This is a genomic window from Micromonospora sp. WMMD967 (assembly GCF_029626165.1).
Classification (GTDB): domain Bacteria; phylum Actinomycetota; class Actinomycetes; order Mycobacteriales; family Micromonosporaceae; genus Micromonospora; species Micromonospora taraxaci.
In genome coordinates this window covers 5,440,323-5,459,899 of the sequence record NZ_JARUBK010000001.1, presented here as the reverse complement: position 1 = coordinate 5,459,899, position 19,577 = coordinate 5,440,323, and the positions used below count along the sequence as shown (strand labels likewise).

15 protein-coding genes are annotated in these 19,577 nt (G+C 72.3%); 9 read left to right on the top strand and 6 right to left on the bottom strand.

The annotated features are described in order from the left end of the window. Positions 1-4: 4 nt before the first annotated feature. Positions 5-853 (top strand): AraC family transcriptional regulator, encoded by an 849-nt coding sequence (locus tag O7631_RS24725; RefSeq protein ID WP_278146438.1) that lies wholly within the window; start codon positions 5-7, stop codon positions 851-853. Here the strand turns inward: O7631_RS24725 and O7631_RS24720 are convergent. Then, the gene (locus O7631_RS24720) at positions 831-1,664 is read right to left on the bottom strand and encodes a helix-turn-helix transcriptional regulator (RefSeq protein ID WP_278146437.1); all 834 of its coding nucleotides are present in this window, start codon (positions 1,662-1,664) and stop codon (positions 831-833) included. The genes O7631_RS24725 and O7631_RS24720 overlap by 23 nt on opposite strands. Before the next feature lie 258 nt (positions 1,665-1,922). Beyond that, complete coding sequence (locus tag O7631_RS24715) at positions 1,923-3,347, bottom strand: aldehyde dehydrogenase family protein (RefSeq protein ID WP_278146436.1); 1,425 nt, start codon at positions 3,345-3,347, stop codon at positions 1,923-1,925. Positions 3,348-3,619: 272 nt separating this feature from the next. Here O7631_RS24715 and O7631_RS24710 point away from each other — a divergent pair, with 272 nt between their 5' ends. Next, positions 3,620-5,200 (top strand): DHA2 family efflux MFS transporter permease subunit, encoded by a 1,581-nt coding sequence (locus O7631_RS24710; RefSeq protein ID WP_278146435.1) that lies wholly within the window; start codon positions 3,620-3,622, stop codon positions 5,198-5,200. Between the two features lie 60 nt (positions 5,201-5,260). On the opposite strand, the gene O7631_RS24705 is transcribed toward O7631_RS24710, so the two are convergent. The 3 genes from O7631_RS24705 to O7631_RS24695 all read right to left on the bottom strand — a co-directional run bounded on the left by O7631_RS24705 (position 5,261) and on the right by O7631_RS24695 (position 7,795). Then, positions 5,261-5,722, bottom strand: a complete 462-nt coding sequence (locus tag O7631_RS24705) for a DUF5709 domain-containing protein (protein WP_278146434.1) — start codon at positions 5,720-5,722, stop codon at positions 5,261-5,263. A gap of 130 nt (positions 5,723-5,852) precedes the next feature. After that, on the bottom strand, positions 5,853-6,737 hold the full coding sequence (locus tag O7631_RS24700) for an alpha/beta hydrolase (protein WP_278146433.1): 885 nt from the start codon (positions 6,735-6,737) through the stop codon (positions 5,853-5,855). 113 nt (positions 6,738-6,850) lie between these two features. Then, positions 6,851-7,795 carry a sigma-70 family RNA polymerase sigma factor gene (locus O7631_RS24695; RefSeq protein ID WP_278146431.1) on the bottom strand — a complete coding sequence of 315 codons (945 nt, stop codon included), beginning with the start codon at positions 7,793-7,795 and terminating at the stop codon, positions 6,851-6,853. A gap of 270 nt (positions 7,796-8,065) precedes the next feature. Between O7631_RS24695 and O7631_RS24690 the strand changes: the two genes are divergently transcribed. Then, a complete protein-coding gene (locus tag O7631_RS24690; RefSeq protein ID WP_278146429.1) occupies positions 8,066-9,223 on the top strand; it encodes a winged helix DNA-binding domain-containing protein in 1,158 nt (385 codons plus the stop codon). Positions 9,224-9,237: 14 nt separating this feature from the next. Then, the gene (locus O7631_RS24685) at positions 9,238-9,981 is read left to right on the top strand and encodes a DUF2071 domain-containing protein (protein ID WP_278146428.1); all 744 of its coding nucleotides are present in this window, start codon (positions 9,238-9,240) and stop codon (positions 9,979-9,981) included. Between the two features lie 55 nt (positions 9,982-10,036). Here the strand turns inward: O7631_RS24685 and O7631_RS24680 are convergent, their stop codons facing one another. Next, on the bottom strand, positions 10,037-11,008 hold the full coding sequence (locus O7631_RS24680; RefSeq protein WP_278146427.1) for an aldo/keto reductase: 972 nt from the start codon (positions 11,006-11,008) through the stop codon (positions 10,037-10,039). 89 nt (positions 11,009-11,097) lie between these two features. Between O7631_RS24680 and O7631_RS24675 the strand changes: the two genes are divergently transcribed. From O7631_RS24675 to O7631_RS24655, 5 genes are all read left to right on the top strand, one after another. Beyond that, positions 11,098-11,544 carry a GNAT family N-acetyltransferase gene (locus O7631_RS24675; RefSeq protein ID WP_278146426.1) on the top strand — a complete coding sequence of 149 codons (447 nt, stop codon included), beginning with the start codon at positions 11,098-11,100 and terminating at the stop codon, positions 11,542-11,544. Positions 11,545-11,617: 73 nt separating this feature from the next. Then, positions 11,618-12,970: a cellulase family glycosylhydrolase gene (locus O7631_RS24670; protein ID WP_278146425.1), complete on the top strand. Its 1,353-nt coding sequence runs from the start codon at positions 11,618-11,620 to the stop codon at positions 12,968-12,970. A 226-nt stretch (positions 12,971-13,196) separates the two neighbouring features. Next, positions 13,197-15,866 carry a carboxylate--amine ligase/circularly permuted type 2 ATP-grasp protein gene (locus O7631_RS24665; RefSeq protein ID WP_278146424.1) on the top strand — a complete coding sequence of 890 codons (2,670 nt, stop codon included), beginning with the start codon at positions 13,197-13,199 and terminating at the stop codon, positions 15,864-15,866. 89 nt (positions 15,867-15,955) lie between these two features. Further along, the gene (locus O7631_RS24660; protein ID WP_278146423.1) at positions 15,956-17,734 is read left to right on the top strand and encodes an N-acetylglutaminylglutamine amidotransferase; all 1,779 of its coding nucleotides are present in this window, start codon (positions 15,956-15,958) and stop codon (positions 17,732-17,734) included. Beyond that, positions 17,735-19,576 carry a prolyl oligopeptidase family serine peptidase gene (locus tag O7631_RS24655; RefSeq protein ID WP_278146422.1) on the top strand — a complete coding sequence of 614 codons (1,842 nt, stop codon included), beginning with the start codon at positions 17,735-17,737 and terminating at the stop codon, positions 19,574-19,576. Position 19,577: the final 1 nt, after the last annotated feature.

Below are 19,577 nucleotides of genomic sequence, written 5' to 3'. Positions count from 1 at the left end.
TAGCGTGGCCACCCGCCCGGCGGGCTCGCACGTCAGCGCCTGGCGACCCGCGGTAGCCGGTGTCGCCGAGGTCTTCCACGCCCATTTCGTGGACCACGCCTACCCCCGGCACATCCACGACGTCTGGACGCTGCTGATCGTCGACGACGGCGCGGTCCACTACGACCTGCACCGGCACCGGCACGGCGCACTGCGTACCTCGGTCACCCTCCTGCCCCCGCACGTGCCGCACGACGGTCGCGCCGCCACCGCCGACGGCTTCCGCAAGCGGGTTCTCTACCTCGACACCTCGGCTCTCGACGCGGAGCTGACCGGCCGGGCGGTCGACCAGCCGGGCATCGTCGACCCGCAGTTGCGCGACCGGATCCACCTCCTGCACCGGGCGCTCGCCGCGCCCGGAGACGAGTTCGAGGCCGAGGGTCGACTCGCGCTGATCCTGGACCGGCTGCACGCGCAGCTTCGCCGACGAACCCCGGTCAGCGTCGTACCGGCGACCCGTGGTCTCGCGGTCCGCCTACGGGAGCTACTCGACGCCCGGACCATCGAGGGCGTCACCCTGCGGGAGGCCGCCGCGCTGCTGCACGCCCACCCGACCCACCTGGTCCGGACGTTCACCACGGTGCACGGGGTGCCGCCGCACTCGTACCTGACCGGTCGTCGCGTCGAGGTGGCCCGTCGGCTGCTCCTCGCCGGGCAGCGGCCCGCCGAGGTCGCGGTCGCGGCCGGCTTCTTCGACCAGGCGCACCTCAACCGCCACTTCCGGCGGTACCTGGGCGTCAGCCCGGCCCGCTACCTCGGCTCGCCTCCCGGGATCAGACCCGCTGGGCCCTTCAGACCCGCTGGGCGCCGATGACGGAGAGCAGCCGCAGCTTCTCGTCGCTCGACGAGCCGGGAACGGCGGTGAAGACCAGTAGCGTCTGGGACTGGTCCGGGTCGACGAGCGTCTGGCAGTGCAACTCCAGCGCACCGACCTCCGGGTGCAGGAAGTTCTTCGCCGGGCAGTAGCCGGCCGGCACCGGATGCTCGCGCCACAGCTGCGCGAACTCCGGGCTCCTGGCCAGCAGGTCGTCGACGAGCGTCGCGGCCCGCGAGCCGCGCCCATCCCGGGTGTACGACGCGTGCAGGTGCCCCACGAGCAGGCGGCTCTGCGTGTGGTGGTCCTCGACCGGGTGCAGCTCCCGGACCGCCGGGTCGGTGAACCAACGGTGGTGGGCGCTGCGGGCCAGCCCGGTGTACCGGGTCTCGTCACCGAGCAGGGCGACGGCCGGGGCGGTCTGCGCCAGGGTCTCGCCGAGGTGGTTCACCACCTGGGCCGGGGTGTCGTGCATCCGGTCGAGGATCCGCATCATGCCCGGGTTGACGTGGTCGGCCCGTACGGCGCGGTGCGGAACGGCGTGCCCGGCCAACCGGAACAGGTGGTCCCGTTCGGCCAGCGACAGCCGCAGGCCACGGGCCAGCGCGGCGAGCATCTGCTCCGAGGGGTGCGGCCCGCGCTGCTGTTCCATCCGGCTGTAGTAGTCGGTGGACATACCACTCAACGCGGCCACTTCCTCGCGTCGCAGCCCACCGGTGCGCCGGCGGCGACCCCGGGGCAGACCGACGTCCTCGGGTTGCAGCGCCTCGCGGCGGCTGCGCAGGAAACTCGCGAGTTGGGCGCGGTCCACGGTGTCTCCGTTCGGTGGTCGCCGACGGTGGCCGGCACGTCGAGTGCAACAGTCAAACCAGGTAACGGTGTTCCAGAACCGCCCCGCCGCCACCCACCCCCGCCTCCCTAGCCCACCTCGCCCCTAGCCCACCCCGCCCCTAGCCCTGTCGATCATGGAGTTGTGGTGGTCGACAAAGTGTCTGAAATGAGTGCTAGTCAGGCACCACAACTCCATGATCGACTGGGCTAGGGGCGGGGGCGGGGGCGGGAGGCGCGGTCAGCGTTGGATGGACTTGGTCTCCAGGAACTCCTCCAGGCCGAAGCGGCCGAACTCCCGACCGTTGCCGGACTGCTTGTAGCCGCCGAAGGGGGCGAGGGGGTTCCAGTGGCCGGCGTTCACGTCGACCTGCCCCACGCGCAGCCGCCGGGCGACCGCCAGAGCGTGCTCCGGCTCGCCGAAGACACCGCTGGTCAGGCCGTACGGCGTGCTGTTGGCGATCGCCACGGCCTCGTCCTCGTCGGCGTACGGGATGATCGTCAGCACCGGGCCGAAGATCTCCTCCTGGGCGATGGGTGATGTCGGGTCGACGTCGGCGAAGATCGTCGGCTGGACGTACGCGCCGGTCGGCAGACCCTCCGGCCGGTCCGGGCCGCCGACCACGAGCCGCGCGCCGTCGGCGATGCCCCGCTCGATGTACCCGACGACCTTCTCCCGGTGGGCCTCGGACGCCATCGGGCCGATCCGGGTGGCCTCGTCGGTCGGGTCGCCGACGGTGTACTGCTTCGCCGCCTCGACGGCCAGCGCGACCACCTCGTCCTGCCGGGAGGCCGGCACCAGCATCCGCGGCCACGCGCCGCACACCTGGCCGCCGTTGGAGAACGCCATCATCAGCCCGCGGTTGACCGCCTCGGGCAGGTCCGCGTCGTCCAGGATGATGTTCGCGCCCTTGCCGCCCAGTTCCAGCGCGACCCGCTTGACGGTCTCCGCGGCCACCGCGCCGATGCGCTTTCCGGCCCGGGTGGAGCCGGTGAAGGAGACCATGTCGATGTCCGGGTGCGCGGAGATCGCCTCGCCGACGACCGCCCCGGTGCCGTACACCACGTTGAACACGCCCGCCGGCACGCCCGCCTCGGCGGCCACCTCGGCGAGGATCCGCGCGGTCAGCGGGGCGTTCTCGGAGGGCTTGAAGACCATCGTGTCGCCGGCGAGCAGTGCCGGCGCCAGCTTGGAGACGATCTGCTGCAACGGGAAGTTCCAGGGGGTGATCGCGCCGACGACGCCGATCGGCTCGCGGACGATCAGCGAGTTGCCGACCTCCTCGGTCCAGGTGAAGTCGTCGGCCAGACCGGCGACGGATTCGACCACCGCGGCCGGGAAGGCGACCTGGGCGGTGCGGGACATGGCGATCGGCGAGCCCATCTCGGCGGTGATCGCCTCGGCGATCTCCTCCTGTCGGGCGCCGAGGCCGGCGCCGAGGCGACGCAGCACGTCCGCCCGGTGCTGCGGCGTGGTCGCCGCCCAGGTGGGGAAGGCCGCCCGGGCCGCGGCGACGGCTCGATCGACGTCGGCGGCGGTGCCGGCCGGGGTCTCGGCGACGACCTCGCCGGTCGCCGGGTTCACGACGGGAAGGGTGCCGGCCGTGCCGGCGACGGTCTCGCCACCGATCCAGTGGCCGGTGACGGTGTAGGTGGAAGGTGTCATGCACCGACCGTCGCACCGGTCCGGAACCCCAACCAGGTGCGCTTTGTCCAGGGTTTCGTGATCCCTGGCTGGGGCCGACCGTCCGGTCCCAATCCGACGGCCGTTCGGACGCGAGGCCCGGCGGTCACGAAAACCGGCGGCCAATCGTCACATCCTCCGGTTAGTCTTCCTCCGCGCGTCGTCGTCCTGGTACGACGCGCCCCGCGCCTGGTCGGCGCGGCATCGCCGCCACCGCCCACCACTGGCCGGCTCAATCGACTTCAGGAGAGTTTGTGACACAGCAATCCGTCGCGACATCGGACAAACTCGACGCCGCGGTGCTCAAGGTGGCGGGTGTCGTCGTCCTTGGTGCGATCATGTCGATCCTCGACGTGACGGTGGTCAGCGTGGCGCTGCCCACATTCCAGAGCGAGTTCGACGCGTCCTACGCCCGCGTCGCCTGGACCATGACCGCGTACACCCTCGCCCTGGCCACCGTGATCCCGCTCAGCGGGTGGGCGGCGGACCGCTTCGGCACCAAGCGCCTCTACATGGTGGCGTTGGCGCTGTTCACGATCGGGTCGGGCCTGTGCGCCACCGCCGACACGATCGGCGAGCTGATCGGCTACCGGGTCCTGCAGGGCCTCGGCGGCGGCATGCTCATGCCGCTGGGCATGACCATCATGACCCGGGCGGCCGGCCCGCACCGGATCGGCCGGCTGATGGCCGTCCTCGGCATCCCGATGCTGCTCGGCCCGATCGGCGGCCCGATCCTCGGTGGCTGGCTGATCGACACCGCGAGCTGGCACTGGATCTTCCTGATCAACCTGCCGATCGGTGTCGTCGGGCTGATCTACGCGCAGCTGGCGCTCCCGAAGGACGCCCCCGAACCGTCGGAGTCGTTCGACTTCGTCGGCATGCTCATGCTCTCGCCGGGCCTCGCCCTGTTCCTCTACGGCGTGTCGTCCCTGCCGGAGACCGGTACCTTCGCCGAGGCCAAGGTCTGGGCCCCGATGCTGGTCGGCGGCGCGCTGGTGGTGGCCTTCGTGCTCTACTCGTTCAAGCCCCGGCACCCGCTGCTCGACCTGCGGCTGTTCCGCAACCGCAGCCTGACCATCGCGTCGGTGACGATGTTCGTGTTCATCATCGCGTTCATGGGCGCCGGGCTGCTCTTCCCGAGCTACTTCCTTCAGGTGCGCGGTGAGTCGACGCTGGCGGCCGGCCTGCTGATGGCCCCGCAGGGCATCGGCGCGATGATCACCATGCCGATCGCCGGCACGCTGGCCGACCGGGTGCCGATCGGGCGCACCGTCCCGTTCGCGTTGGGGCTCATCGTCGTCGGGTTCTTCGGCTTCACCCAGGTCGACGCCGATACCCGGTACTGGGTGCTCGGCGGGTCGCTGTTCGTGATGGGTCTGGGCATGGGCGGCACGATGATGCCGATCATGACGTCGGCGTTGCGGACGTTGCAGGCACAGGAGGTGGCGCGCGGCTCGACGCTCGTCAACATCCTCCAGCAGATCGGCGGGTCGGTCGGCGCCGCCGTGATGTCGGTGATCCTCACCAACGAGCTGAACGGTTCCCGGCCGATCCCTGGTCTGGTGGACGAGAGCGGCAAGCCGGTCACCGAGGCCGGGTTGGCTATCGCGTCCCAGCAGCGGCCGGAGCTGCTTCAGCAGATGCCGGTGGACCCGTCACTCATCGAGCGCGGGCTCGACTTCGCCGCCAAGTCGTTCGCGACCACGTTCTGGGTCGCGTTCGCGCTGGTCGTGCTCACGTTCATCCCGGCCGCGCTGTTGCCGCGCCGACGTCAGCCGGCGCAGCTCGACGACCCGCAGGGCGAGCAGGTCAGGACACCCGTCCCCATCCACTGAGCGACCGGCCCGCCGCGCCCACCATCCACCGATGGTGGGCGCGGCGTTGTCGGGCGGTCGTCAGCGCAGCGGCCCGTCGCCGGGCCCGTCCGGGTCCTCGATCACGTGGATCGCGGCTTCCTCGGCGCTGGCGGCGCCCGCGTCGATCCCGGCGTCCCACGCCACCGACTCGGCCTCGTCGTCCTCGCGGACACCCTCGTCGTACTCGACGAGCCGGCCGGCGCGAGCCTCGGCCTCGTACCCCCGACGGGTTAGTTCGTCCTCGTCGTCACCGTCCTCGGCGTACGGGTCGACGTCCGGCACCTCCTGGGCGAGGTGCTGCGCCAGGGACTCACCCGCCCGCTCCTCGGCCGGCGTCGTGCCGAACCGGTTCGCCGCCGTCCAGTGGTCCGCAGCGACGATGCCGGTGTCGAGAGGGTCGCCGACCCGGTCGTCGTCAAGCGTGTCGGAGGCGTCCAGGACCCCGTCGTCCTCGGCAACGTTCCACTCGTCCACGGAATCCATCCGTTCGGTCTGGCTCACGGCGGTCTCCTCCTCGTCAGGGTTCAGCAGGCGGTCAGCCTATGACCGTGCAACGCGCCGGCGCCCCGAGGCCTGCCCGCTGTGACGAACCGACCTCGCGCGCGCCGAGTGCGGGCGTTGAGCCGCTGGGTCAACGCTTCAGCAGCTCCACCACGGCCTCGGTGAACTCCACCGGCTGCTCGACGTGCGCGAAGTGCCCGCTGCGCTCCAGCCGGACCAGCCGCGAGTCCTTGAGGCCCGCGTGCAACTGCTCGGCCCACCGCGGACCGCAGATGAAGTCGTACTCCCCGACGATCACCACGACGGGCACGGTGATCTCCCCGAGGTTGTCCCGCACGTCGAAGGGCGTGGGGTCCTGCGCGCCCGCCGGTGCCGCCGAAATTCGCACCGCGGCCTGGAACGGGGCGAATTCGTCCTGTCGACCCCAGAAGTCGGCGAAGTACACCGGCACGGCGGCGCGCAGGGCCGCGCTCAACGACTCGTCGTCGGTCGCGCCGCCGATCTGCGCGAAAGCGGCCGGGACCGCCGCCGCCTCCGGCCGGTCCGGGTGCCGCTGCGGGTACGCGGCCAGACCGGCCATCGCCTCGGCCCAGAACTCGGCGCCGGTCACGGGCGAGGTGTCGTACAGGGCGAGACCCGCGATCCGGTCCGGGTGGTCGAGGGCGTAGCGCTGGGCGACGAAACCGCCGTGCGAGTGCCCGAGGAGATACACCCGGGGTACGCCGAGGTGCTCGACGACCGCGTCAAGGAACCGGACATACGTGGCGAGACGGTAGTCGGCGGGGTTGTCGAGTCGTCCCGACGAGCCGGTGCCCACCGGTTCGACGTACACCATCGTGAAGTGCTCTTCGAGGCTGGGCGTCCGCAGGTAGGCCCAGTCGATGCCGGGGCCGCCGGAGTGCGCCACGCAGACCGGGCCGGTGCCGGCGACGTGGTAGACCTGCCGGACGCCGTCGACGGTGAACGAGTGGGCACCTGGTGCGAGGTTGCCGACGTCGTGGCTGGTGGAACCCATGAGCTATCTCCCGATTCGAGACCCGTGCGGCGTCCGCCGGCACGGCACTGATGTAGGACGCACCACCAGATGCGTGGTGCGACGGGAAAGTTCGCTCGATCGGGAAAGTTTTCTCAGAGCAGCGTCGGCTGACGGATCCCCCGCGCCGGGACGGGGTGGAAGAGGGTGAGCTGGCGCACCCGCCCCTCGCGCAGCACCTGCAGCCACAGCGCCGACGGAGGGCAGTGCTCCGGGTCGTCCGGTGGGCTGATCAGGTCGGTCTCCCAGAGCAGCACGTCGCCGCTGGACACCACGTTGCGCAGCCGTTGGCGTACCCCGGCAGTCAGGTCGCAGTTCATGCCCTCGACGGCCAGGTCACGACCGACGCGCAGGCTGCCCGGAACGACCAGCTCGGCATCCGGCCACCAACTGTCACGGACCACCCGGTCGAAGTCGCCGTCCATCGCGGTGGCGATCACGTCGCGCCCCTCCCGCCACCGTGACTCGCTGGCCGCGGTGACGTCGGCGTGTGCCGCGCTCGCCGCCGTCCGGAGGCCGTTCGACAGTGCCCGGCGGGCGTGGCTGAGGCGGCTGCGGACGGTGCCGACCGGAATACCGCAGACGGCGGCGATCTGGTCGTACGACGACGCGTCGCTGAAGTACCGCAGCAGGGTGACCAACCGGTCCGGCTCGGACAACTGCCCTATGGCGTGCCACACCCAGTCGCGCATCGCGCCCCGGTCCAGAGCCTCCTCCGGGGTGGGTGTGTCGGCGGGGCGAGCGAACCACTCCGGTTCGGCCACCGGCACGGCTCTGGCCCCGCGCACCGTCGTCCGGCTGTTGTTGCGGACGATGGCACGCAGCCACGGGCCGACGGCGGACGGGTCGCGCAGCTCACCGATGCGACGCAACGCCATCAGCATGGCGTCCTGCACCGCGTCCTCCGCGTCCGGGCCGTAACCGAGGATGCTCACCGCGACGGCCCGCATCCCGGCCTCGTGACGGGCCAGCAGCGCGCCGAGCGCCGCCGCGTCTCCCGCCTGCGCCAGCGCCACCAGCTCTACGTCACCGTGAGTCACGCGACTGTCCTCCCGTAACCCCTGGAACGTCCTGTTCAAGGCGTTTCGGGGTGAAACTCGATGCCACCTTCGACACCAAGCCTACGGCGGGTGACCGGCGCAGCCGCCGGGCGGTGGGCGCGCGTGCACCCTGGTCGATCAGCCGGCCGGCCCACCGAACCGGCCAGGGGCGCGGAAAGTGACAGACGTCGGTCGTAGCGTGAGCCGCATGAGGACCTGTGCTGCCGGCGTCAGGCGAACGTGCCCGAGCGACCTCAGCGGAGCCCCGCGATGACCGGGCTGAGTTGGGCGCAGGTGTCCGCCCGGCGTCTCCGCCGGCACCGGCTCGACACGCCGGTGGCGGGCGCGGCACCGGACGCCGGACGCGTGGCCGACGTCGTGTCGGCGATGTGCGGCGCGCACGCCCAGATCGCGTCGGCCGCCGAGCTGTCCATCGGGTTGCGGGTGCCGGGCGCGACCCGCGCCCTGGTGCGCCGGGCACTGTGGAGCGACCGCACGCTGGTCAAGACCCGTGGACCGCGCGGCACCGTGCACCTGCTCGCCGCCGCCGACCTGCCGATGTGGATCGGCGCGCTGAGCGCGTTGCCGGCTCCGTCGCCGGAGCGGAGCGTGGCCCTGCTGACGCCCCGGCAGACCGAGCAGGTTCTCGCGGCCATCGCCGAAGCGGTTGCCGACGCCGACCTGACCACCGCCGAGTTGACCGAGGAGATCGTCGCCCGTACCGGCCCGTGGGCGGGTGACCTGGTCATGGAGGCGTTCCAGGACAGGTGGCCCCGGTGGTTCGCCGCGATGGCCGCCGCCACCCGGGCCGGGGTGGTCTGCTTCGGCGCGAATCGTGGCCGGGCCTCCACGTACACCAGCCCGACCCGGTGGCTGCCCGACTTCGCGCCGATGGCCGGGCGCGCCGCCCTGGCCGCCCTCGTCCGCAGCTACCTGTACGCGTACGGTCCGGCCACTCCGGCGCAGTTCGCCCGGTGGATGGGGGTGCCCCCGGCATGGGCGACGTGGCTGTTCGACTCGCTCGACCTGACCGAGGTGTCGGTGGAGGGGGCCCGGGCATGGGTGGCCGCCGACGACAGCGAGTTCCCCGACGACCGCCCGTCCGGGTTGCGGCTGCTGCCCTACTTCGACGCGTACGCGGTCGGCTGCCACCCCCGCGAGCGGCTCTTCCCCGGCGCGGCCGCCGAGCGGGCGCTCGCCCGTGGGCAGGCCGGTAACTATCCGGTGCTGCTGGTGGACGGGGTGGTCGCCGGGGTGTGGCACCAACGCCGCTCGGGCCGCGCGATCCACGTCACCGTGGAGCCGCTGCGGCCCCTCGACGCCGGGCGGCGGCAGGAGCTGGACGGGGAGGTCGAACGGCTCGGCGACATTTTGGAGGGCAGCCCCACGTTGACCATCGGCACGGTGCGTGTCGGCCCGCACGCCTGAGCCAGGATGGGAGCGTGGACATCGAACCCGTCGACCACGAACCCCGACAGTCGTTTCCCTGGGCCGTCCTGCGCCAGCGCTGGGAGGATCTCACCTTCCTGCACTGGGCCGTCGACCCGGAGGTCGTCGCGCCGCTGCTGCCCGTCGGCACTCGCCCGGACACCTTCGACGGCGCCAGTTACGTGGGCCTGATCGGCTTCCGGATGGTCGGGCTGGGCTTCGGCCGCGGTCCCGGTGTGCCGTACTTCGGCACGTTCTGGGAGACCAACGTCCGGCTCTACTCGGTCGACGACGCCGGCCGGCGAGCGGTGGTGTTCCGGTCGCTCGACGCGTCCCGCCTGGTGCCGGTGCTGGTGGCGCGGGCGACGTTGCGACTGCCGTACCTCTGGTCGTCGATGCGGTTGGCTCGCGACGGCGACCGACTGACCTACCGCTGCCGACGGCGCTGGCCCGGGCCGGCGGGCGCGACGAGCCGGATGGTGGTGCGGGTGGGGGAGCGGATCGTCGACCCGACCCCGCTCGACCACTTCGTCACCGCTCGCTGGGGGTTGCACACCCGGGCGCACGGGCGCACGCTGTACCTCCCGAACTGGCATCCGCGCTGGCCACTGCACCGGGCCGAGGTGCTGCACCTCGACGACGAGTTGGTCGCCGCCGCCGGGCTGCCGGCGCCGGTAGGGCCGCCGGTCAGCGTGCTCTACTCGCCCGGTGTCGAGGTCGTGTTCGGCCCGCCGGTGGCGTTACGGCGGCCCGGCTGAGTGCGGCCGGCCCGCCGGTGGCGGCCCGGCCGCGTGGTGGCGGGCCGCCGGAGCCTCAGTAGCGGCCACCCTCGGGTGCGGGTAGCGCGTCCAGGTCGGCCAGGTCCTCGCTGCCGAGCCGTACGTCGCCGGCGGCGCAGTTGTCCGCCAGGTACGCCGGGGTCTTGGTGCCGGGGATCGGGATCACCTGGTCACCCTGGGCGACGACCCACGCGAGCGCGACCTGCGCGGGGGTGACGCCGACCCGGTCGGCGATCTCCCGGACCCGGGCGACGATGGCGAGGTTCGCGCGTAGCGCGTCCTGCTGGAAACGCGGCAGGCCACGGCGGAAGTCGTCGGCGGGCAGGTCGTCGAAGGACGTGAACCGCCCGGCGAGGAAGCCGCGACCGAGTGGGGAGAACGGCAGGAAGGCGATGCCCTGCTCGGCGCAGTACGGCAGCACCTCGGCCAGCGGGTCGCGGGTCCACAGCGACAGCTCGGACTGCACCGACGCCACCGGGTGCACCGCCTGGGCCCGCGCGATCTGGTCGACGGTCACCTCGGACAGCCCGATCTGCCGGGCCTTGCCCGCCGCCACCACCTCCGCCATCGCACCCCAGGACTCCTCGACGGGCACGTCCGGGTCGACTCGGTGCAGTTGGTAGAGGTCGACGTGGTCGGTGCCGAGCCGGCGCAGGCTCGCGTCGATGGCCGCGCGGATGTGCTCCGGGCGGCCGTTCCTGCCGATCGTCGGCAGGTTGCCGTCGGTGGGGGAGGTCGCGACCAGACCGACCTTCGTCGCCAGGACGGCCCGATCCCGGTGGCCGCCGGCCAGCGCCCGCCCGACCAGCTCCTCGTTGGTGTACGGCCCGTACACGTCCGACGTGTCGATCAGCGTCGCGCCCAGGTCGAGGGCCTGGCGGATGACCGAGATCGAGGTGTCGTCGTCGCGGGGCCCGGTGACGTCGTAGGCGTGGCTCATGCCCATGCACCCGAGGCCGATGACGCCGACCTCGGGACCTGCGCTGCCCAGCGTGGTGGTTCGCATGCGCCCCACGCTACGCCGGGCGGCACGCGTGATGGGACGGCACGTAGCGTCACGACCCGCAGACCGTTGACCGACGTGGGAGAGCCGCCATGACTCACATTCGCGAGTTCGCCTGGCCGGACTACGACAGTGTCGTGGCACTGTGGACCGCTACCGGACGGGACGTGCTGTCCCGCGCCGAGTTGACCGCCAAGCTGACGCGGGATCCGCAGTTGTTCCTGGTCGCCGAGGTCGACCAGACGCTCGCCGGGGTCGTGCTCGGCACGTACGACGGCCGGCGCGGGACGATCCTGCGGCTGGCCGTGGCCCCGGAGCACCGGCGACGTGGTCTCGCCAGCCTGCTGGTCGCCGAGTTGGAGAAGCGGTTCGCGGCGCTGGACTGCCCACGGGTGAACCTGCTGGTCCTGCCGGAGGACACGAGCGCGCTGCGGTTCTGGCAGGCGCTGGGCTACCTGCCCCAGCCGGACGTGCTCTGCACTAAGCCGATGGGCGTCACCCGACCGTCGGGCGCAGCGCTCGGCATCTTGCCTGCATAGGCACTGGTCGATATTGTGCGCGAAGGCGCCGCCCCGCCTCAGACCACCACCGTCGATCCGAAGCGGGTTCCGCATGCGCACACTGAGACTTGTCACGACCCTGGCCGTCGCCGGCCTGCTGGCCGGCGGGGCGGCCCTGGTCGCCGCCACTCCGGCCAGCGCGGCGACCGCCGTGTTCTCCGTGACGAACAGCTGGGGCAATGGTTACCAGGGTCAGGTCACCGTCACGAACGACACGTCCACGCAGATCACCGGTTGGCGGGTCGAGTTCGACCTGCCGTCGTCATCGAGCGTCAGCCAGTCGTGGAACGCGCAGCAGACGACCTCCGGCAGCCGCTACACCTTCACCAACGTGTCCTGGAACGGCACCCTCGCCGCCGGCGCGTCGACGTCGTTCGGGTTCCTCGTCAACGGCACCGGCACGCCGCTGAACTGCACGGTCAACGGTGCCTCCTGCGCCGGCGGCACACCCCCGACCACCCCGCCTCCCACCACGCCGCCGCCGACCACGCCGCCGCCGGCCACTGGCACACCTGTGGAGCGGCACGGGCAACTGCGGGTCTGCGGCACCACCATGTGCGACAGGTCCGGCACGCGGGTGCAACTGCGCGGCGTCAGCAGCATGTGGCTCAACTGGGAGACCGCCCCGTACGCCGAGAACCTCTCCGCGCTGCGCTGGATGCGGGACAACTGGAACCTCCAGGTGATCCGCGCGGCCATGGGTGTCGAGCCGGCGGGCGCGTACCTCAGTGACCCGAACAAGGCCCGTACGCAGGTGGAGACCATCATCAACAACGCGGTGACCGCCGGGGTGTACGTGATCGTCGACTGGCACGCCCACGAGGCGCAGAACAACCAGTCCCAGGCGGTGGCGTTCTTCGGCGACCTGGCCCGCCGCTACGGTCACCTGGCCAACGTGATCTGGGAGCCCTACAACGAACCGTTGCAGGTGAGCTGGACCAACGTCATCAAGCCGTACCACCAGGCGGTGGTCTCCGCGATCCGCGCCGCCGACCCGGACAACATCGTGGTGCTCGGCACCCCCACGTGGTCGCAGGACGTGGACGTGGCGGCGGCCAGCCCGGTCTCCGGCACCAACCTCATGTACACGCTGCACTTCTACTCGTGCACGCACGGCTCGGCGCTGCGCGCCAAGGGTGACGCGGCGATCCGCGCCGGGCTGGCTCTCTTCGTCACCGAGTGGGGCGCCAGCAACGCCGACGGCGGCCTCGACGGTCGGTCCTGCCTACCCGAGGCGCAGTCCTGGATCGACTGGATGAAGGCGAACGGCATCTCCTGGACCGCCTGGAAGCTCGACGTCGGCACCGACACCACCAACCTGCTCAGCCCGGGCGCGCCGGTGACCGGCGGGTGGAACAACTACCTGCACGGCCACGCGCCGTTCGTGGTGGCCAACATGAAGTAACGCTGGCCGTTCCTCGGTTTGCCGATGTCGGGGTATCCGCGCTAACGGGATACCCCGACATCGGCGACGCCGTGTCGATCAGCGGTGCCTCGGCCGTTCGGTGCCCGTCCGATGCCCGGCTGGGCAGAACGGCGCGTCACCTTAACGCGCCGGAAACGCACCCGGTACCAACCCTGGGAACGCTCGTCGGACAGCCACGACCACCGACATGTGAACCGGGGTGACCATGGCCGACAACACCACGAACGCGCCCACGTTCGACGAGCCGCTGGGCCGATCCGGCAACGGCCGGGCCCTGCCCACGCCCCGCCCCAGACCGGTCCCACCGCTGGACGACAGTGACCCGGCGGACCTGGCCACCATCGGGGTGGAGGAGGAGTTCCACGTCGTCGACCTGCACACCCGGGAGCTGGTGCCCCGGGCCGGCGAGCTGCTCGATCGGCTTCCGGCCACGTCGTTCACCGCCGAGCTGCACCAGAGCGTGGTGGAGACCAACACCGCGGTCTGCCGCACCCTGGACGAGATCCGCGCCGAGCTGACCCGGCTGCGCCAGGCGGCGGTGCAGGTCGCCGACCGGCTCGACCTGGGCATCGTGGCTGCCGGCACGGTGCCGCTGCGCGCCGACGGCGACCCGAGCGTCACCCCCACCTCCCGTTACCGGCGGATGCTCGACGAATACCAGATGCTCGCCCGGGAGCAGCTGATCTGCGGTGCGCAGGTGCACGTCGGGGTGTCCGACCGGGACCTGGCCGTCGCGGTCACCCGCCGCGTCCAACCGTGGCTGCCGGTGCTCCTCGCCCTCTCCACCAGCTCGCCGTACTGGATGGGTCAGGACAGCGGGTACGCCAGCGTCCGGTCGCTGGTCTGGCAGCGCTGGCCCACCGCCGGTGACCCGGGCGAGGTGAGCAGCGCCGCGGACCACGAGGCTCTGGTCGCCGAGCTGATCTCCTCCGAGACCATCACCGATCCCGCCATGATCTACTTCGATGTCCGGCCCTCCGCGCACGTGCCCACAGTGGAGCTGCGGATCACCGACGCCAACGCCGACGTGGAGACCATCGTCCTGCTCACCGGCCTGTTCCGGGCGCTGGTACGGCGGGAGGTCGCCGCGCTCCGCGCCGGGGTGGACCGCACCGCGGTGCGGCCACCGGTGCTGCGCGCCGCCGTGTGGCGGGCCGCCCGGTCCGGCCTCGAAGGCGACCTGCTCGACCTGCCCCGGTCGGCCCGACCGGTGCCGGCGGCCGAGGCGGTCCGCCGACTGGTGACCGACCTGCGCCCGCAGTTGACGGCGACCGGGGACTGGGACCAGGTCAGTGAGTTGACCCGGTACGCGCTGGAACGCGGCAGCTCGGCGGCGCGGCAGCGGCGGGCGTACGAGCGCCGCGGCCGGTTGGCGGACGTTGTCGACCTGCTGCTCGACGAGACCCGGGGGCGGGTACGGGGGCCACTGCCCGGAGCGCCGACCGCACCGGCCCTGCCCACGTACGCCCACACCGACGACGAGGTCTTCGGCCCGGCGGGACCGGAGCCCGCGTACCGGCCGTTGCTGGCCGCCCTCCGGGGCCTCGGCGCCGACGGGCTGCGTCACCGCGAGCACGACCGGGACGAGGAGCAGCGCGCCCGTGGCGTGACCTTCAGCGTGGCCGGCGAGGCGAGCACCCGACTCTTCCCGGTCGACCTGGTGCCCCGGGTGGTTCCCGCCGCCGACTGGCGGACCCTGCGCACCGGCCTGGTGCAGCGCGCCCGCGCGCTCGACGCCTTCCTGTGCGACGTCTACGGAGACCGGGCCGTGGTGGCCGACGGCGTGGTCCCGGCGTGGGTGGTGGAATCCTCACCCGGACTGCGCCCGACCGGAGCACTCATGGGTCGGCGGGGCACCCGCGCCCAGGTGTCCGGCACCGATCTCGTCCGTGACCCCGACGGCGGCTGGTACGTGCTGGAGGACAACCTGCGGGTGCCCTCGGGCATCGGCTACGCCGTGCAGAACCGTCGACTGACCCGGGCGGTGCTGCCCGAACTGCCGGTCCCCGACGATCTGCTGCCCGCCGACGAGACGCCGGCGATGCTGCACCGGGCGCTGGTGGCCGCCGGGCCTGCCGCCGCCGACGACCCCGCCGTGGTGGTGCTCAGCAGCGGTCCGGGTGACCCCGCCTGGTTCGAGCACCGGCTGCTCGCCGACGAGATGGGCGTGCCGCTGGCCGGGAGCGGCGACCTACTCGTGGAGGAGGGCCGTGTCCAGCTCATCCGGGAGGGTCGCCGCAGCCAGGTGGACGTGATCTACCTGCGGATGGACGAGGAGGCGTTGCTGCACGCGCCGGGGGCCGACGGCGTGCCGCTGGGCTGGCCGCTGCTCGCGGCGGTGCACGCCGGCCGGCTGACGTTGGCCAACGCGCTGGGCAACGGCGTCGGTGACGACAAGGCGTTGTACGCGTACGTGCCCCGGCTGATCGAGTACTACCTCGGGGAGAAGGCGCTGCTCGCGGACGTGCCGACGTACCTGTGCGGCCTCCCCGAGCAGCGCGCCGACGTACTGGGCCGGCTCGATCAGCTGGTGCTCAAACCGGTCGACGGGTACGGCGGCGACCGGGTGGTGATCGGTCCACGGGCGGAGGCGGAGGAGTTGGACGCCGTCCGCGAGCAGATCCTCGCCGCCCCGCACCGGTGGATCGCCCAGGAGATGATCGCGCTCACCACCCATCCGGTCTTCGACGGGACGGCACTCGCACCCCGCCACGTCGACCTGCGGGCCTTCGTGTTCATGGGGGAGACCGCCGAGGTGGCGCCGGTGGCCCTGACCCGCGTCGCGCCGGCCGGCAGCATGATCGTCAACTCGTCCCGGGGCGGCGGGTCGAAGGACACGTGGCTGCTCGGTGGAGCCGACGAGCCGTCGGCGTAACCCACGCTTGACCCCCGCGTCATCGGGGCGCAACCCGGTCCGCCAAGCCTGGACCGGTCAGCGGCCCGCGCCGATGAGAGGTGGATGCCATGTGTGGTATCGGAGGTGAGTTTCGCCTCGACGGGGCGCCACCCGACATGGCGGCCGTCGAGCGGATGCTGCCCGCCCTGGCCTCCCGAGGCCCGGACGGTGAGGGCCGGTGGCAGCACGGCCCGGCGGCGCTGGTGCACCGGCGACTGCGCATCATCGACCTGTCCGACGCGGGTGCCCAACCCATGGTCGACAGTGAACTCGGGCTGGCCCTGGTCTTCAACGGATGCATCTACAACTACCGGGAGCTGCGCGACGAGCTGACCGCGGCCGGTTACTCCTTCCGGTCCACCTCGGACACCGAGGTGATCCTCAAGGCGTACCACCGATGGGGGACGGCCTGCGTCGAGCGGTTCTACGGCATGTTCGCGTTCGCGCTCGTCGAACTGGCCACGCGCACCCTGGTGCTGGGTCGCGACCGGCTCGGCATCAAACCGCTCTACCTCGCCGAGGGGCCCGACCGGATCCGCTTCGCGTCGACGCTGCCGGCGCTGCTCGCCGCCGGTGACGTCGACACCGACCTCGATCCGGTGGCGCTGCACCACTACATGACGTTCCACTCGGTGGTGCCACCGCCGCGCACCATCCTCGCCGGCATCCGCAAACTGCCACCCGCGACCATCCGGGTGATCAGCGCGGACGGGCGGAGCACCGACACGGTGTACTGGCGGCCGGAGTTCACCCGCGCCGCCGCCGCGCCGATGTCCGCCGGGGAGTGGCAGGAACGGATCATGACGGCGTTACGCACCGCCGTACGCCGCCGCATGGTCTCCGACGTGCCGGTCGGTGTGCTGCTCTCCGGCGGCCTCGACTCCAGCCTGATCGTCGCCCTGCTCGCCGAGCAGGGCCAGACCGGACTGGCGACGTTCAGCATCGGCTTCGAGGCGGCAGCCGGGGAAACCGGAGACGAGTTCCACTACTCCGACCTGGTGGCCCGGGAGTTCGACACCGACCACCAGCAGATCCGCGTCGGCGCGGCCCGGTTCGTGCCCGCCGTGCACGAGGCCGTCGCGGCGATGAGCGAGCCCATGGTCAGCCACGACTGCGTCGCCTTCCACCTGCTCTCCGAGGAGGTCTCCCAGCGGATCACCGTGGTCCAGTCCGGGCAGGGCGCCGACGAGATCTTCGCCGGCTACGACTGGTACCCGCCGATGGCCAACGTCGCCCGCGCGGACGCCGTCGAGGCGTACGCCCGGGTGTTCTTCGACCGTCGGCACGACGCGCTCGCCGGGCACCTGGCACCGGAGTGGATGCTCGACCACGACGCCAGCCTGGAGTTCGTGGCCGCGCACTTCGGCGCACCCGGCGCGGACACCGCCCTGGACGCGGCGCTGCGTCAGGACAGCCTGGTGATGCTCGTCGACGACCCGGTCAAACGTGTCGACAACATGACCATGGCGTGGGGGTTGGAGGCCCGGGTGCCGTTCCTCGACCACGAGGTCGTCGAGCTGGCCGCCGCCTGCCCACCCGCGTTGAAGTTGGCGCACGGTGGCAAGGGCGTGCTGAAGGCGGCGAGTCGGGGCATCGTGCCCGACGAGGTGATCGACAGGCCGAAGGGCTACTTCCCGGTGCCCGCCATCCGGCACCTCTCCGGGCCGCTGCTCGACGACGTCCGCGACGCGTTGACCGCCCAGTCGGCCCGCGAACGGGGTCTGTTCCGCAAGGATTACCTGGAGGAGTTGCTGGACGCGCCGAACGCCCGGCGGACCACGCTGGGCTCCAACGCGCTCTGGCAGCTCGGGCTGCTGGAGCTCTGGTTGCAGCGGATCGGGGTTTAGATGAGCGTACGGATCGAGGCGCCGCGGACCACCCGTCGGACTCGCCTCGCCGGTCGTCCGCCGGCGCCGCTGCCCGTCGTCGAGGATTTCGCGCCCGCGCCGTCCCCGGACGGCACCCGGGTGGCGTACCTCTCGGACCGGGCCGGGACGCCCGGCATCTGGATTCGCCAGGTCGGCGCGGACGACGCCGTCGCGCTGCCCACCGGTGACGATCCGGTGCTGGCGGTGAGCTGGTCCCCGGACGGGCGGTGGCTGGCCTGCGTCGTCGCTCCCGGCGGCGCCCCCCGCACCGAGGTGTGGTTGCTCCGACCGGACGGCAGCGCACGTCACCAGGTCGCCGGCTTCGAACGCCACAGCGCGACGCCGGCCGGTTGGCTGGCGGCCGGCGCGGTCCTGATGGTCACCGAGACCGCCGAGCGTGGTGCCGCCCTCCTGGTCGACGCGGACACCGGCCACCGACGGCTGCTCGCCGACGGTGACCTGCTCACATTGCTGGACGTCAGCCCGGACGCCCGCAGCGCCCTGCTGCGCCGTGGCCCCCGCAACGCCCGCTGGCTGGAACTGCTCGACGTGGCGACCGGGGAGCGGCGGCGGTTGTCGCCGGACACCGGGCGGGGCAGCACCGACCAGGGCTGGTTCGGCCCCGGCGGGACGAGCGTGCTGGCCCGCACCGACGCGTACTCGGAGCTCGCCGCGCTGGTGCGGATCGACCCGGCTCGCCCGGACGTGACGCCGACCCGGCTCGCCTGGCGGCCCGACGCCGAGCTGGAGCAGGCCGCGCCGAGCGCCGACGGACGTCGGGTCGCCCTGCTCTGGAACACCTACGGGGGCCGCAGCGAGGTCAGCCTGCTCGACCTCGCCAGCGGAGTGCAGCGGGCCGTCGCCGCCCCCGGTGAGGTGCTCGACGATGCCGTCTTCGCCGCCGGTGGTGACCTGCTCTGCCTCACCGCGCAGGGGCCGGTGCAACCCCGGGAGGTCTGGCTGGTCGATCCGGCGACCGGGGCGCCGCGTCCGCTGCGGCCGGACAGCGGCGTCGCGCGTACGAGCGGCGGCGGGGTCGCCCCGCAACTGGTCGACCTGCGTGCCCGCGACGGTCTGCCGCTCTCCGGTTGGCTCTACCGCCCGGCCGGGCCGGGGCCCTGGCCCACCGCCATCAGCCTGCACGGTGGCCCGGAGGCGCAGGAGCGTCCCCGCTACAACCCGCTGTTCCAGGCTCTCGTGGCGCAGGGCGTCGCGGTGTTCGCGCCGAACGTGCGGGGCTCCTCGGGCTTCGGTCGGTCCTTCGTGACCGCCGACAACCTGGCCGGCCGGTACGGGGCCATCGCCGACGTCGCGGCGTGCGCCGACCACCTGATCGACAGCGGCGTGGCACGCCCCGGGCAGGTCGGCTGCCTCGGCCGCTCCTACGGCGGTTACCTGGTGCTCGCGGTGCTGGTGAACTTCCCCGGACTGTTCGCCGCCGGGGTGGCCGAGTGCGGGATCTCCGACTTCCACACCTTCTTCGCCGGCACCGAGCCGTGGATCGCCGCCGCCGCCGTCAGCAAGTACGGCCACCCGGTACGCGACGCCGACCTGCTGCGGGACCTGTCGCCGATGACCCACCTCGACCGGCTCGACGTGCCGGTTCTGCTCATCCACGGCGCCAACGACACGAACGTGCCGGCGGGCGAGTCGGCGCAGGTCGCGCAGGCCCTGGCGGCCCGCGACGCCCCGTACGCCCACCTCGTCCTGACCGGTGAGGGGCACGACTTCCTGGCCCGCGACAACGCCGAGGCGGCGCGTACGGCCACCACCGCCTGGCTCACCCGGCACCTCGCCGCGACCACGGCCACCGTCGGCTGAG

Bases quoted from the DNA above. Each gene is read 5' to 3' on its own strand.
- O7631_RS24715 (WP_278146436.1), bottom strand. From the start codon at position 3,347: ATGACACCTTCCACCTACACCGTCACCGGCCACTGGATCGGTGGCGAG.
- O7631_RS24700 (WP_278146433.1), bottom strand. From the start codon at position 6,737: ATGGGTTCCACCAGCCACGACGTCGGCAACCTCGCACCAGGTGCCCAC.
- O7631_RS24690 (WP_278146429.1), top strand. From the start codon at position 8,066: ATGACCGGGCTGAGTTGGGCGCAGGTGTCCGCCCGGCGTCTCCGCCGG.
- O7631_RS24680 (WP_278146427.1), bottom strand. From the start codon at position 11,008: ATGCGAACCACCACGCTGGGCAGCGCAGGTCCCGAGGTCGGCGTCATC.
- O7631_RS24675 (WP_278146426.1), top strand. From the start codon at position 11,098: ATGACTCACATTCGCGAGTTCGCCTGGCCGGACTACGACAGTGTCGTG.
- O7631_RS24670 (WP_278146425.1), top strand. From the start codon at position 11,618: ATGCGCACACTGAGACTTGTCACGACCCTGGCCGTCGCCGGCCTGCTG.
- O7631_RS24665 (WP_278146424.1), top strand. From the start codon at position 13,197: ATGGCCGACAACACCACGAACGCGCCCACGTTCGACGAGCCGCTGGGC.
- O7631_RS24660 (WP_278146423.1), top strand. From the start codon at position 15,956: ATGTGTGGTATCGGAGGTGAGTTTCGCCTCGACGGGGCGCCACCCGAC.
- O7631_RS24655 (WP_278146422.1), top strand. From the start codon at position 17,735: ATGAGCGTACGGATCGAGGCGCCGCGGACCACCCGTCGGACTCGCCTC.